Source organism: Streptomyces sp. NPDC006643 (assembly GCF_042870175.1).
In the GTDB taxonomy this organism is placed as follows: Bacteria; Actinomycetota; Actinomycetes; order Streptomycetales; family Streptomycetaceae; genus Streptomyces.
The window spans coordinates 1-14285 of record NZ_JBIAHA010000030.1 but is presented as its reverse complement, the minus strand read 5'-3'; the positions used below and the strand labels follow the sequence as shown (position 1 = coordinate 14285).

12 protein-coding genes are annotated in these 14285 nt (G+C 70.9%); 1 reads left to right on the top strand and 11 read right to left on the bottom strand.

Going from position 1 to position 14285, the window contains the following annotated elements:
- Positions 1-14 precede the first annotated feature (14 nt).
- From ACFYNU_RS32740 to ACFYNU_RS32710, 7 genes are all read right to left on the bottom strand, one after another.
- Complete coding sequence (locus ACFYNU_RS32740; protein WP_356593599.1) at positions 15-656, bottom strand: response regulator transcription factor; 642 nt, start codon at positions 654-656, stop codon at positions 15-17.
- A 50-nt stretch (positions 657-706) separates the two neighbouring features.
- The gene (locus ACFYNU_RS32735) at positions 707-2419 is read right to left on the bottom strand and encodes a histidine kinase (protein WP_356593564.1); all 1713 of its coding nucleotides are present in this window, start codon (positions 2417-2419) and stop codon (positions 707-709) included.
- A gap of 81 nt (positions 2420-2500) precedes the next feature.
- The gene (locus ACFYNU_RS32730) at positions 2501-4600 is read right to left on the bottom strand and encodes an MMPL family transporter (protein WP_356593566.1); all 2100 of its coding nucleotides are present in this window, start codon (positions 4598-4600) and stop codon (positions 2501-2503) included.
- Positions 4601-4759: 159 nt separating this feature from the next.
- The gene (locus tag ACFYNU_RS32725; RefSeq protein ID WP_356593568.1) at positions 4760-5455 is read right to left on the bottom strand and encodes a TerB family tellurite resistance protein; all 696 of its coding nucleotides are present in this window, start codon (positions 5453-5455) and stop codon (positions 4760-4762) included.
- A gap of 165 nt (positions 5456-5620) precedes the next feature.
- Positions 5621-7417 (bottom strand): 2-isopropylmalate synthase, encoded by a 1797-nt coding sequence (leuA, locus tag ACFYNU_RS32720; RefSeq protein ID WP_356593570.1) that lies wholly within the window; start codon positions 7415-7417, stop codon positions 5621-5623.
- Between the two features lie 246 nt (positions 7418-7663).
- On the bottom strand, positions 7664-8638 hold the full coding sequence (gene era, locus ACFYNU_RS32715) for a GTPase Era (protein ID WP_356593572.1): 975 nt from the start codon (positions 8636-8638) through the stop codon (positions 7664-7666).
- A 61-nt stretch (positions 8639-8699) separates the two neighbouring features.
- Positions 8700-9056: a cytidine deaminase gene (locus ACFYNU_RS32710; protein WP_356593574.1), complete on the bottom strand. Its 357-nt coding sequence runs from the start codon at positions 9054-9056 to the stop codon at positions 8700-8702.
- Positions 9057-9328: 272 nt separating this feature from the next.
- Between ACFYNU_RS32710 and ACFYNU_RS32705 the strand changes: the two genes are divergently transcribed.
- Positions 9329-10735: a polysaccharide pyruvyl transferase family protein gene (locus ACFYNU_RS32705; protein ID WP_388768128.1), complete on the top strand. Its 1407-nt coding sequence runs from the start codon at positions 9329-9331 to the stop codon at positions 10733-10735.
- Positions 10736-10763: 28 nt separating this feature from the next.
- Here ACFYNU_RS32705 and ACFYNU_RS32700 read toward each other — a convergent pair whose 3' ends face one another.
- Genes ACFYNU_RS32700 through ACFYNU_RS32685 form a run of 4 tightly spaced genes read right to left on the bottom strand, consistent with a single transcriptional unit; the run spans position 10764 to position 14001 of the window.
- On the bottom strand, positions 10764-11117 hold the full coding sequence (locus tag ACFYNU_RS32700) for an MmcQ/YjbR family DNA-binding protein (protein ID WP_356597333.1): 354 nt from the start codon (positions 11115-11117) through the stop codon (positions 10764-10766).
- Positions 11118-11137: 20 nt separating this feature from the next.
- A complete protein-coding gene (locus ACFYNU_RS32695; RefSeq protein ID WP_356597329.1) occupies positions 11138-12424 on the bottom strand; it encodes a hemolysin family protein in 1287 nt (428 codons plus the stop codon).
- Positions 12421-12918 carry an rRNA maturation RNase YbeY gene (gene ybeY / locus ACFYNU_RS32690; RefSeq protein WP_023541920.1) on the bottom strand — a complete coding sequence of 166 codons (498 nt, stop codon included), beginning with the start codon at positions 12916-12918 and terminating at the stop codon, positions 12421-12423. Before ybeY ends, ACFYNU_RS32695 begins: the two co-directional genes overlap by 4 nt.
- Before the next feature lie 51 nt (positions 12919-12969).
- On the bottom strand, positions 12970-14001 hold the full coding sequence (locus ACFYNU_RS32685) for a PhoH family protein (protein WP_356597331.1): 1032 nt from the start codon (positions 13999-14001) through the stop codon (positions 12970-12972).
- Between the last annotated feature and the right edge of the window lie 284 nt (positions 14002-14285).

Genomic DNA, 14285 nt, shown 5'->3' with positions numbered 1-14285 from the left:
GGCGGGCGGGCGTATCAGGCGGGGGCGGCGGCCGTGAGCGGCGGGTCGCCGGGGGTCACCAGCCCCGACTCGTAGGCGATGATCACCAGTTGTGCCCGGTCCCGGGCCTGGAGCTTGCCCATGATGCGGCTCACATGTGTCTTGGCGGTCAGGGGGCTGAGCCGGAGCGTCTCCGCGATCTCCGTGTTGGTGAGTCCGCGCGCCACGAGGGCGAGGACCTGCCGTTCCCGGACCGACAGACACTCGGGCCCGCCGGCCGCCGACGCCTCCGGGACCCGGCTGTGCGCTCTCAGTACGCGGGCGATCAGCCGCGCCGTCGGCCCCGGGGACAGCAGGGACTCGCCGGCGGCAACGGTCCGGATGGCGGTGAGGAGTTCGGCGGGCCGGGTGTCCTTCACCAGAAACCCGGACGCCCCCGCGCGCAGGGCCTCCACGACGTGTTCGTCGGTGTCGTACGTGGTGAGGACCAGCACCTTGACCCCGGCGAGATCGTCGTCGGCGGCGATCAGCCGGGTCGCCTCGATCCCGTCGATGTCGGGCATCCGGATGTCCATGACGACGAGATCGGCCCGGCTCTCCCGCACCATCTCGACGGCTTCCCGCCCGTTCCCGGCCTGCCCGACGACCTCCATGTCCTCGGCGGACTCGACAAGCATGGCGAACGCGGCCCGCACGAGCCGCTGGTCGTCGGCGAGCAGAACACGGATCACGAGGACTCCGATCGGGCGGGGCGGACGGGGCCGACCGCCTCGGCGGGTGGCGGCGTGGTGGGGCGGACGGGTCCGGCCACGGGCGCGGACGCCACGCCGGGGGTGGCGGGCCCGACCACCGGAGGCACGGCCCCGGCGGGCCCGACGGCCTCGCCGCACCCGAGGGGATCCGCCGCCTCGGCGGGCGCCGCCCGCTCCTCCGGAGCAGCGGCCCCGGCGGGTCCGCCGGATCGGGAGAGATCCCCCGCCCCGGCCGGCGCCGGAGGCCCGGTCGGGGCGGACCCAGCGGGCACGCCGGACCCGATGCGATCGGTTGGTCCCAAGGGATCCGCCGCCCCGGCCTGCGCCGGAAGACCGGTCGGGGCGGACCCTGCGGGCACGCCGGACCCGATGGGATCGGTTGGTCCCAAGGGATCCGCCGCCTCGGCGACAGCCGGAGGCCCGGTCGGCGCCGGGTCAGGCGGCGTGGTGGTGTCCCGGGCCGTCAAGGGGAGGCGTGCCGTGACGCGGAAGCCGTCCGCGTGTGGGGTCGCCTCCAGGGTGCCGCCCACGCTGCGGGCGCGTTCGCGCATGCCGACGATGCCGTAGCCCGGTTCGGCGGGCGGCTTTCGGGCGGCCAGCGCGCCCCCGTTGTCGGTCACGGTGACGTGCAGCGCTCCGGCGCGCGCCTCCACCCGTACCTCCACTCGTGGCGCGGGACCCGCGTGCCGTACCGCGTTGGTGAGTGATTCCTGCACGATCCGGTACGCCGCCGCCTCGGCCACCGGCGGTACGCGTACGCCCTCCGTCCGCACCAGCAGCTCCGTCTCCGCTCCCCCGGTCCGCGCGGCCTCCACGAGGCCGGACAGCGCCGCCAGGTCCGGCAGGGCGCCGGCCCAGTCCCCCGTCTCGTCCTCCGCCGTGCCGGCGGTGCGCAACACCTCCAGCGTGGTGCGCAGTTCGGCGCGCGCCTCGCGGCAGGTGTCCGAGATGCCGTCGAGCGCCTGGGCGATGGCCGCCCGGTCGAGCCGTTCGGGGTCGACGGTCAGCACGTGCGACGCCACCGACGTCTGGACGCCGATGAGCGTGATGCTGTGGGCCAGCAGGTCGTGCAGGTCCCGCGCGATCCGCAGGCGTTCCTCCGCGACCCGCCGCGCCGCCTCCTTCTCCCGGTCGCGTTCCGCGCGCTCCGCGCGTTCCACGACCGCCGCGATGTACTTGCGGTAGACGCGTACGTCCATGCCGATCACCAGGACCGCCACGATCCAGCCCGACGTACGGAGCATCTCGACGCCCCGGTCGGTGTTGATCAGCAGCATCACCGTGAGCGTGACGCCGACGATCCCGGAGCCGAGCAGCGCGGCCCGCAGCGGCGGGCCGGTGACGGCGAGGGTGTAGAGGGCGACCATCGTCGCCGGGGTGGTCGCCGCGTGCGTGTAGTCCAGCGCGTGGTACGGGGCGACGAGCGCCACCATCACCAGCAGCGCGCCCACCGGATGGCGCCGCCGCCAGATCAGGCACGCGGTGATCCCGGCGAACATTGCCCAGCCGAGCGCGTCGAGGGTCAGGCCGTCGCCCGGCCCGGCGACGGCCAGCGCCGCCCCCAGCGCGCCGACGGCCCCGGCGACCACCAGGTCCGTACGCGCCTGGTTCGGCGCGTCGAGCGGGTCGCGGTTGAGCACCGCGAAGACGCGTTCCCTGAGTGGTCCTCTGCTGGAGTTCGCCGGCACGGGCCCATCCTCTCTCGTCGCCGTCGGAAAGGGTCCCGCGCGGTACGGCTCCCTCCCCCTCGGAGCCGTACCGCGCCGGGTTCAGGCGTCGGCGCCGACCGTCTCCCGCTCGCGCGCCGGCTCCGCGGCCGGCGGCCTGGACAGTGCGCCCGGCCACCAGACCTTGCGGCCGAGCAGCACGCTCGCGCTGGTCACCAGATACGTCCGCACCAGGAAGGTGTCGAGCAGGACGCCGACGGCGACGAGGATTCCCATCTCGGCGAGCATCACCAGCGGCAGCGAGGCCAGCACACCGAACGTCGCGGCCAGCACGATGCCCGCCGACGCGATGACACCGCCCGTGCTGCGCAGCGCCGTCAGCGCGGCCTCTTCCGGCTCGGCGCCCTTCAGCGCCTCCTCGCGCATCCGGTGCATCAGGAAGATCCCGTAGTCGACACCGAGCGCGACCAGGAACACGAACGACAGCAGCGCCAGCCCGGGATCGACCCCGGCGAAGCCCAGCAGCGGCTCGAAGACCAGCCCGCCGATGCCCATCGACGCGCCCCACACGACCACCACGGCCGCCACCAGCATCAGCGGCGCGACGATGCTGCGCAGCAGCGCGACAAGGATCAGCAGCACGGCGACGATGACGAGCGGGATGACATACAGCCGGTCGTCGGCGTTGGTGTCGGCGAGGTCGATCTGCTGCGCGCTGGGCCCGCCGACGTACGTCCCGCCGCCGAGGGTGGACCGCAGCCGTTCGATCGTGGCGGTCTCCCCCGCCGACTCGGGCGCGTCCTTCGCGAAGACGACGATCTCGGTCCAGCCGCCGCCGCTGCGGCCCCGCTGCGCGTCGGCGACGCCGGGCAGCGTACGGGTGGTGTCGAGCGCCGCGCCGGCCTCTCCGGTCGGCGCCATGACGCTGATGGGCTGCGCGCTCTGCTCCGGGTAGGCGTCGGTCAGGCGCTGCATGGCGGTGACGGACTCGGGCCGGTCGATGAAGCTGTCCTCCTGCTTCACGGCGCCGGGCAGGTTCAGTACGCCGAGCGCGAGGGCGCCGAGCAGCACCAGCCCGGTGCCGAGCACGGCGACCGGCCTGCGGGCGGCGGAGCTGCCCATGGCGGCGAAGAAGGAGCGCCGCTGCTTGACCTCACCGCCGTACGCGGGGATCAGCGGCCAGAAGACGCGGCGGCCGAGCAGCACCAGGACGGCGGGCAGCAGCGTGAGCATCGCGGCGAGCGCGCACACGACGCCGATGGCGGCGATGGGTCCCATGCCGCTGCTGCTGTTGAGGTCGGCGGCGAGCAGGCACAGCAGACCGGCGGCGACGGTGCCGGACGAGGCGAGGACGGCGGGGCCGCAGTTGCGCAGCGCGGTGCGCATCGCCTCGTACGGCTCGGGTACGCGGCGCAGCTCCTCCCGGTAGCGGGAGACCAGCAGCAGCGCGTAGTCCGTGCCCGCGCCGAACACGAGGACGGTCATGATCGCCGCGCTCTGGCTGGTGACGACCACGTCGAAGGCCCGCACCATGCCGTAGACGACGGCCATGGAGCTGACGGCGGCGGCTCCGACGACGACCAGCGGCACGATCCACAGGAAGGGGCTGCGGTAGGTGATGATCAGCAGGAAGGCGACGACGAGCACGGTCGCGATCATCAGGGTGCCGTCGATGGACTCGAAGACGGACTCCATGTCGGCCAGGAGCGCACCGGCCCCGCCGACCTCGATGTCGAGCCCGTTCCGCTCGGCGCCGTCGCCCGTGGTGACGGCCCGTACGTCCTCGACGAAGGCCTTCTGCGCGGCTTCCTTGTCCGCCCCCGGCCCGGTCGGAGCGGCGCTCGCGATCGGGTACATCAGCGTCGTCCCGTCCTTCGACGGGACGCCCTGGGGCGGGGCGGTGAGCTTCTGCTCCGACGCGATCCGGGCCAGTTGCTCGTCGGCGGTGGTCCGGTCGGCCGCGGTGAGCCCGCCGTCGCGGTGGTAGACGACGATCAAGTCGGTGGTCTCACCGCCGGGCAGCTCCTGGCGGACCTTCTCCACGTGCGTGGAGTCGGCGCTCGCCGGGAGGTAGTCGACGGCCTCGTCGCGCTGGACGTCGCCGAGCTTCCCGGCGAACATCGCGGCCACGGCGATCACGACCACCCACAGCCCGACCACCGCCCAGGGCAGCAGTCGTCGGCGTCCGTTCTCGGCCCCCATCGCGGGCCCCCCTTCTCGCTACCGGTCAGAGACTGGTCTCAGTCTCTGACCGGGAAGGGGTGAATTCGTCGCACGTGAGGGCGAGATGAGGGTTACCGCCCCGGGAGACAGGGGCGCGCCTCTACTCCCGGGGGAGTACTGAGGGCCTCGGGGCGCGGGTCAGGAGGAGGGCGTACGGGCCGATTCGAGCAGCCGCGCCGTGTCGTCGGCGCACAGCTGCAACGCGCCGCCGACGGTGGAGAGCACGTCGCGCTCCGCCGCGCTGTACGGCCCGTCGGCGAGCGCGATCCGGGCGCCCTGGAGCAGGATCGACTCCCGGCCGGCCGCCGCGAGATGCGGTGCCAGCGGCTCCAGCGCCTCGTGCAGCTCGATGGCGAGCGCCGCCCCGCAGGGGCCGGGGTCGATCAGGAACCGGCCGGTGTCGGCGGCCAGCGCCTCCACCAGGTCGGTGAGCTGGTCCTCCGTGCAGTCCTCGATCCCGGCGGCCCGGACCGTGGCGACGGCGGTCTCGCGGACCGTACGGGAGGTGGTGCCGCCGGCGGCGAGGACGGCGAGCGCGACCGTGTGCACGGCGTCGCGGAGCATCGCGGAGAAGCGGACGGTGGTGGGGTGGTCGAGGATGTCGAGGCCGAAGTGGCCGTGGCAGGCGGCGCATTCCACGACGGGGCCGGCCGAGCCGCGCGGCACCAGGGGCAGGCCGAGCACGGCGAAGCGGCGACGGCCGGTGCGGCGGCGGTAGTTGCGGTCACCCCCGCAGTCGGGGCAGAAGAACTCCCCGTCGCCGATGGTGCTCCACGCGGTGTGAATGCCGCAGATGCGCAGTTTCCTGCCGTTCGTTCCCTGGCCTGGCAGCACGTCGCGCACCTCCATAACGCTTCGGCAACTTTGCCGCATTGACGTGATGTTAACCACAGCAACGATGCGGCGTCATTACCTCGGCGTCAGGTCGCCACGACATGGCCGAACCCCGCCCACCGCGATCGGTGGACGGGGTTCCGGTTCTGCCGGTGAACGCTCAGGTCAGCGCGGTGCGCGGTTGACCGCGGAGACCACGGCCTTCAGAGAGGCGCGTGTGGTGTTGGCGTCAATACCGATCCCCCACAGCACCTTTCCGTCGATCGCGCACTCGATGTACGAGGCGGCCTGCGCGCTCGCGCCCTCGCTCATCGTGTGCTCGGAGTAGTCCAGCAGCCGCGCGTCGACCCCGACGGCGGCCAGCGCGGCGAAGAAGGCCGAAATCGGCCCGTTGCCGGAGCCGGTCAGGACGGTCTCCTCGCCGTCCACGACCGCCTCGACGGTGAGGGTGTCCGTCCCGTCCTTGTCGGTCGTGGACTGGCCCGAGCGCAGCTGGATCCGGCCCCAACGGGCCTTCTCGTCGCCCTGGTTGGGCAGGTACTCGTCCTCGAACGCCGACCAGATCGCCTGCGGGGTGACCTCGCCGCCCTCGGAGTCCGTCTTGGCCTGGATGATCCGCGAGAACTCGATCTGCATCCGGCGCGGCAGGTCCAGCTTGTGGTCGTTCTTCAGGACGTAGGCGATGCCGCCCTTGCCGGACTGCGAGTTGACCCGGATGACCGCCTCGTACGAACGGCCCACGTCCTTGGGGTCGATCGGCAGATACGGCACGGCCCATTCGAGGTCGTCGACGGTCTTGCCCCGGGCGGCGGCGTCGGCCTCCATGGCGTCGAAGCCCTTCTTGATGGCGTCCTGGTGGGAGCCGGAGAAGGCGGTGTAGACGAGGTCGCCCGCGTAGGGGTGGCGCGGGTGGATCTCCATCTGGTTGCAGTACTCGCTGGTGCGGCGGATCTCGTCGATCTGCGAGAAGTCGATCTGCGGGTCGATGCCCTGGGAGAACAGGTTCATGCCCAGGGTCACCAGGTCCACGTTGCCGGTGCGCTCGCCCTGGCCGAACAGACAGCCCTCGATACGGTCGGCCCCGGCCATCAGCGCCAGCTCGGCGGCGGCGACGGCGGTGCCGCGGTCGTTGTGCGGGTGTACGGAGAGGCAGACGTGCTCGCGGCGGGACAGGTTCCGCGACATCCACTCGAAGCGGTCGGCGTGCGTGGAGGGCGTGGAGCGCTCGACGGTGGCCGGCAGGTTGAGGATGATCTCGCGGCCCTCCTCGGGCTGCCAGACGTCCATCACGCCCTCACAGACCTCCAGGGCGAAGTCCAGCTCGGTGTCGGTGAAGATCTCCGGGCTGTACTGGTAGCCGAAGACCGTCTCCGGGCCCAGGATCTTCTCGGCGTACTCGGAGACCAGCCGCGTACCGTCCACGGCGATCTGCCTGACCTGCTCGCGGGTCCCCCGGAAGACGACGCGGCGGAAGGTGGGGGCGGTGGCGTTGTACAGATGGACGGTGGCGCGGTGGGCGCCGACGAGCGACTGCACGGTGCGCTCGATCAGCTCCTCGCGGGCCTGCGTCAGGACGGAGATGGTCACGTCCTCGGGGATGGCGCCCTCTTCGATGATCGACCGTACGAAGGCGAAGTCGGTCTCGCCCGACGACGGGAAACCGACCTCGATCTCCTTGTAGCCCATGCGTACCAGCAGGTCGAACATCTCGCGCTTACGGGCGGGCGACATGGGGTCGATCAGGGCCTGGTTGCCGTCGCGCAGGTCGGTGGAGAGCCAGCGGGGCGCCTGGGTGACACGGTTGTCCGGCCAGGTGCGGTCGGGGATGTCCACGGCCTCGTAGCGGCCGTACTTGTGGATCGGCATCCCGGACGGCCGCTGGGTGTGGGTGGCGTTGGTGACCGGGGTGGGGCGGCCGACGGCCGATCCCGTGGGGCCGTGGTCGGACATGCGCTCAGACATTGCGTTGGGCTCCTCGTGTGTCCGCTGGGACGGCCGACGGGGCGGGAAAACCGCATCACCAGACTCCGCGGGGAGGGGGTCGGCCTACGACTACAGACCCTCGCCGCGGCAGCTAAGGAGAAGCAGCCCGAAACGCATGATGTGCGGCAGCCTAGCGGAGCCGTCCGGTCCGCGCGGGTCCGTATCAGTATGCGGGATCATCGGAGGAACAGTCCAAAACCGACCAAACCCCCACGCTCGCCCTGCTCAGAAGCCGAGCTTGCGCAGCTGCTTCGGGTCGCGCTGCCAGTCCTTCGCGACCTTGACATGCAGATCGAGGAAGACGGGCGTGCCCAGCAGCGCCTCGATGTGCTTGCGGGACTTCGTCCCGACCTCCTTGAGCCGCTGGCCCTTGGGGCCGATGATGATGCCCTTCTGGCTCGGCCGCTCGATGTAGACGTTGGCGTGGATGTCCAGCAGCGGCTTGTCCGCCGGCCGGTCCTCGCGCGGCAGCATCTCCTCGACCACGACCGCGATCGAGTGCGGCAGCTCGTCCCGTACGCCTTCGAGCGCGGCCTCGCGGATCAGCTCCGCGACCATCACCATCTCCGGCTCGTCGGTGAGGTCGCCCTCCGGATAGAGCGGCGGGCTCTGCGGCAGGAGCGGGACCAGCAGATCGGCGACGAGCCCGACCTGGTCGCCGCTGACGGCCGAGACCGGGATGATCTCCGCCCACTCGAAGCCCAGCTCCTGGCCGAGCTGGTCGATCGCGATCAGCTGCTCGGCCAGCACCCGGGAGTCGACAAGGTCGGTCTTGGTGACGAGCGCGACCTTCGGCGTCTTGCGGATCCCGGCGAGCTCCTTGGCGATGAAGCGGTCGCCGGGGCCGAGCTTCTGGTCGGCGGGCACACAGAAACCGATGACGTCGACCTCGGCCCAGGTGGTCCGCACGACATCGTTCAGCCGCTCGCCGAGCAGCGTGCGCGGCTTGTGGAGACCGGGGGTGTCGACCAGGATCAGCTGCGCCTCGGGCCGGTGCACGATGCCGCGCACCGTGTGGCGTGTGGTCTGCGGCCGGCTGGAGGTGATCGCCACCTTCTGGCCGACCAGAGCGTTCGTGAGGGTGGACTTGCCCGCGTTGGGGCGACCGACGAAACAGGCGAAACCGGCCCGGTGAGGGGCCCCGGTCGGTTCGGCGGAAGTCTCGGGAGACGAAGGGGTACGAGCGCTCATGCGGCCCATTCTCCCCGATCGTCCCGCCCCCGCCGACCAGTCGGCCCTTCGGCACCCCCTCGCGGAGGTGTCAGCCGGCGGTGGCCGTCAGCCGCACGGTCCCGTCGGGAGCGGCGACGAGCACCGGCGTACCGGGCCCGCCGAGATCACGTACGGCGGCGCGGTCCTCGTCGCTCGCCGCCTCGGCCTCGGTGACGACGGCGGCGGCCTCCAGCGAGGTGGCGCCGCTCGCGACGGCCATGGCGACGGCGGTCCGCAGCGCGCTGAGCTTGAGGGAGTCGAGGTCGACGGTCCCGGCGACATAGGTCCGCCCGGTGTCGTCGCGCACGGCGGCGCCCTCGGGCACCCCGTTGCGGGCGCGGGCGCTGCGGGCCAACGTGATGATCTTGCGGTCCTCGGGGTCGAGGCCGGTGCTCTGCGTCGTCATGCGCCCGAGCATAGAGAGCCCGGCCGTCGGCGCACGCAGCGCACCGTCGGTCTGACGGAGCGTGAAAAGCCGCGGATTCCCCACCAGATGCGAGCTTAAGATCACATGAATCGCGTACCAACAAAGGGTGAAATACCCATGTCTTCTAGCTTTTGACCTCGGGTATCGTCCCGTTTCACACGGGTCGGTCACCTGACCAGGACCGGTTCTCGGGGGCGCGCGCTGCGCCGGACTCCCGGGCGGGTAGCCCGAGCAGACGAGGGAAGAGGTTGATGAAGCGCATACTCATACGCTCGGGGAAGAGCCCGTTCCACGTTGCCAGCCAGCAGGAGTTCCTCCAGAAGGACCTGATCGGCACCAACTCGGGCAACCTGCTGTTCAGCGACGCGGCCCACAAGATCCTGCTCACCGAGCGGACCGAGGTCACCTCGAACGGCATCGGCACCGTCGCGACCCCCGAGCGGGCACGGGAGATCAACCGGGACTACGACGTCTTCGTCATCCCCCTCGCCAACGCCTTCCGCCCCTCGTTCAAACCGAACCTGAACAAACTCTCCGCCCTCATCGAGCAGCTCACCATCCCGGTCGTCGTGGCCGGCGTGGGCGCGCAGGTGCCCGACGACTACGACACCACCCGCCTCGCCCCCATCGAGGCCTCGGTGAAACGCTTCGTCAGAGCCGTCCTGGAAAGATCCGCCTCCATCGGCGTACGCGGTGAACTGACCGCCTCCTACCTCGAACGCCTCGGCTTCAAGCGGCACGTCGAGATCATCGGCTGCCCCTCGATGTTCCTGCACGGCGACACCTTCCCCACCCCCCGCGACCCCGGCACCATCGACACCCACTCCCGGATCGCGATCAACATGTCACCCGGCGCCATCGCCGTCGGCGACATGGAAGCCCTGGCCCGCCACGCCCTGGAACGCTTCCCCCACCTGCGCTACTACGCACAGAACATCGCCGACGCCGAAGTCCTCTTCTGGGGCGACACCTCCGCCGTCACCGGCCCCAGGACCCGCTTCCCCCGGGAACTCACCCACCCGCTGTTCGCCCAGAACCGCGTACGCGTCCCCCTCGACCCCAAAACCTGGATGGACGAACTGGCGACGTACGACTTCGTCTACGGCACCCGCATCCACGGCAACATCGCACCCCTCCTCGCCGGCACCCCCAGCGTCGTCCTCGTCCACGACTCCCGCACCCTCGAACTCTGCCGCTACTTCGGCATCCCCCACCGCATGCTCAGCACCACCCCCGCCGACATCCACCCCCGGGAACTGTACGAACAGGCCGACTACAGCAGCATGCTCAACGGGCACAAGGAACGCTTCGACCGCTTCACCGGCTTCCTCACCCGCAACGGCCTGGAGAACACCTTCACCCACGGCGACGGCGGCGCCGCCTACGACCTGAGACTCGACGCCCTCGACCTGCCGCCGTCACTGGGTGTGTGGGACGGCGGCGACGACGGCTCCCTGCACTACCGCTTCAGCCGGCTCCACGAACGCCACACCGTAACCGACCGCCGCATCGACAACCTCACCAAGAAGAACAACGAACTCCAGAAGCAGCTCAACCTCATGGAACGGCGGCTGTCCAGCCTGGAGCGGAGCCTGCCGGTACGCATCGGCCCGGCCGTCCGGCGTCAGGTACGACGCCGGCTGCGGCCGGGCAACTGAGCCGCTGCGAGGGGCCCGTCGGGTCGGGCTACGGCCGGTCGAGCCGGAGGCGCTCCGCCTTCGGCAGACCCGCCACCACCAGGTCGTAACTGTCCTCGACCAGCTCGCGCACCGTCCGCGCGGGCAGGCCGGGGACCGTGACCGTGTTCCAGTGACGCTTGTTGAGATGCCAGCCGGGGACGATCTCCGGGTGCTCCGCGCGCAGCCGGATGGCCTCGTCCGGATCGCACTTGAGCGAGACCTTCAACGGCTCGTCGTCCAGGGCCGTGAGCGCGAAGACCTTCCCCACCACCTTGAAGACCGACAGGTCGGGGTAGAAGGGGAACTCCTCCGTCACGGCGTTGAACTCCAGGCAGAACGCCCGCAGTTCGTCCCGCGACAGCGAACCGCGCCCGGCGGCGCTCACCGCGTCGCCGCCTTCTCGGCCGGCTCCGCCAGCACCGTCACGATCTTGTTCCGCCGGCCCGCCGGGGACTCCGCCGTCAGCCGCAGCGTACGGCCGTCCGGCAGCTCCACCAGCGCGCTGGCACCGGCGATCGGCACCCGCCCGAGCGCCTTGGCCAGCAGGCCGCCGACCGTCTCCACGTCCTCGTCGTCGAACTCGTCGAGCCCGTACAGCTCTCCGAGATCCCCGATGTCGAGCCGGGCCGTGACCCGGTAGGAGTCGGTGCCGGTCTCCTCGACCGGCGGCAGCTCACGGTCGTACTCGTCGGTGATCTCCCCGACGATCTCCTCCAGGATGTCCTCGATCGTCACGATGCCGGCCGTGCCGCCGTACTCGTCGATGACGACGGCGACATGGTTGCGCTCCTGCTGCATCTCGCGCAGCAGATCGCCCGCGTTCTTCGTGTCCGGCACGAACGCCGCCGGGCGCATCGCGGTGGAGACCAGATCGGCCTCGGAGTCCCGGTTGATGTGCGTCTTCCTGACGAGGTCCTTGAGGTAGACGATGCCGACGATGTCGTCCTCGTTCTCCCCCGTGACGGGGATCCGGGAGAAACCGGAGCGCAGCGCCAGCGTCAGGGCCTGGCGGATCGTCTTGTAGCGCTCGATGCAGACCAGGTCCGTACGCGGCACCATGACCTCCCGCACCAGCGTGTCCCCCAGCTCGAAGACCGAGTGCACCATGCGGCGCTCGTCGTCCTCGATCAGTGACTCCTGCTCGGCGAGGTCGACCATCGCCCGCAGCTCCGCCTCGCTCGCGAACGGTCCCTTGCGGAAGCCCTTGCCGGGCGTCAGCGCGTTGCCGAGGAGGATCAGCAGCTGCGGGACCGGCCCCATGATCCGGGCCAGCGGCAGCAGTACGTACGCCGCGACGGTCGCCGTGTTCAGCGGGTGCTGGCGGCCGATGGTGCGCGGCGAGACGCCCACGGCGACATAACTCACCAGGACCATCACGCCGATCGCGACGAGCAGCGCGGCCCAGGTCTCGTGGAACTTCTCCAGGCAGACATAGGTGACGATCACCCCCGCCGCCATCTCGCACGCGACACGCACCAGCAGCGCCACATTGAGATACCGCGTCGGATCGGCGGCGATCTGCGCCAGCTTGTCGGCGCCGCGCCTCCCGGAGCGCTCGGCCTCGGCGGCGCGGAAGGTCGAGACGCGGGCGAGCCCCGCCTCGGCGCAGGCCGCCAGCCAGGCGACCACGACCAGCGCGACGGCCCCGATGATCAGTTGCGTGATCACGAGACGGTCGGCGCGGGAGAGGGACCGGTGAGGCCCTGTTCGGCCCGCCAGCCGTCCACGATGGCCGCCTGGAGGCCGAACATCTCCGCCTTCTCGTCCGGCTCCTCGTGGTCGTACCCGAGGAGATGCAGGACCCCGTGGACGGTCAGGAGCTGAAGCTCCTCGTCCATGGAGTGCCGTGTGGGCGCCTGCTCGCCCTGGGCCTTGGCGACCTCCGGGCAGAGCACGACGTCACCGAGGAGCCCCTGCGGGGGCTCCTCGTCGTCCTTCACCGGTGGACGCAGCTCGTCCATCGGGAAGGACATGACATCGGTCGGACCGGGGAGGTCCATCCACTGCATGTGCAGCTGCTCCATGGCGGCCGAGTCCACCACGATCACCGACAGCTCGGAGAGGGGGTGGATTCGCATCCTGGTGAGCGCGTAGCGGGCGGCCCCGAGGATCGCCTGCTCGTCGACCTCGGTGCCTGACTCGTTGTTGACGTCGATCGACATGGTGCGGTGTGACTCTCCCGGTTAGTGCCGCTGGGGCCGTGAGGCGACGGCTCAGCTGTGCGGTTCGTTGCCGTTGCGGCTGTCGTACTGCTCGTAGGCGTCGACGATACGGCCGACGAGCTTGTGCCGTACGACATCGTCCGACGTGAGCCGGGAGAAGTGCACGTCCTCCACGTCCTGGAGGATGTCCTGGACCTGGCGCAGCCCGCTCTTCGTGCCGCCGGGGAGGTCGACCTGGGTCACGTCTCCCGTGATGACGATCTTCGAGTCGAAGCCGAGCCTCGTCAGGAACATCTTCATCTGCTGCGAGCTGGTGTTCTGCGCCTCGTCGAGGATGATGAACGCGTCGTTCAGCGTCCTTCCGCGCATGTACGCCAGGGGCGCCACCTCGATCGTGCCCGCCGCCATCAGGCGCGGGATCGAGTCGGGGTCGAGCATGTCGTGCAGCGCGTCGTAGAGCGGGCGCAGATACGGGTCGATCTTCTCGTACAGCGTGCCGGGCAGGAAGCCGAGCCGCTCCCCCGCCTCCACCGCGGGCCTGGTCAGGATGATCCTGGTGACCTGCTTGGACTGGAGGGCCTGCACGGCCTTGGCCATGGCCAGATACGTCTTGCCGGTACCGGCCGGGCCGATGCCGAAGACGATCGTGTGCTTGTCGATCGCGTCCACGTAACGCTTCTGGTTGAGCGTCTTGGGGCGGATCGTGCGGCCACGGCTGGAGACGATGTTCTGCGTGAGAACTTCGGCGGGGGTCTCGGGTCCGTCCGCGCCGCCGTTCTCGCTCGCCCTGAGCATGGCGATCGAGCGTTCCACTGCGTCCTCCGTCATCGGCTGACCGGTGCGGAGCACCAGCATCATCTCGTCGAACAGGCTCTGGATCAGCGCGACCTCGGCCGCGTCGCCCACGGCACTGATCTCATTACCCCGGACATGGATGTCGACGGCCGGGAACGCCTTCTCGATCACGCGCAGCAACGAGTCACCGGAACCCAGGATCGTCACCATCGGATGCTTGGCGGGGATCGTGAAGTGGGCTCGCGCCTGACCGGGCGCGGGGGTGCGAACTGTGGGTGTCTGAGTCATGGGCCGGCACTGTGGCCTGCACATACCTCCCGTTGCGGGGTTCTCGCCGCTCGACAACCTCTGGGTACCAGCGTACGACCCCGCACTGACAAGCCCGTAGGGCTTTTCCGCGCGCGTTTGCGCAGGACGGCGGCGGAGGGCGTCGTACGGCGGCGGGGGGGGGGGGGGGGGGGGGGGGGGGGGGGGGGGGGGGGGGGCGCCCCCGCCCCCCCCCCCCCCCCCCCCCCCCCCCCCCCGCCCCCCGCGGGGGGCGGGGGCCCGCCCCCCCCCCCCCCCCGCGCCCC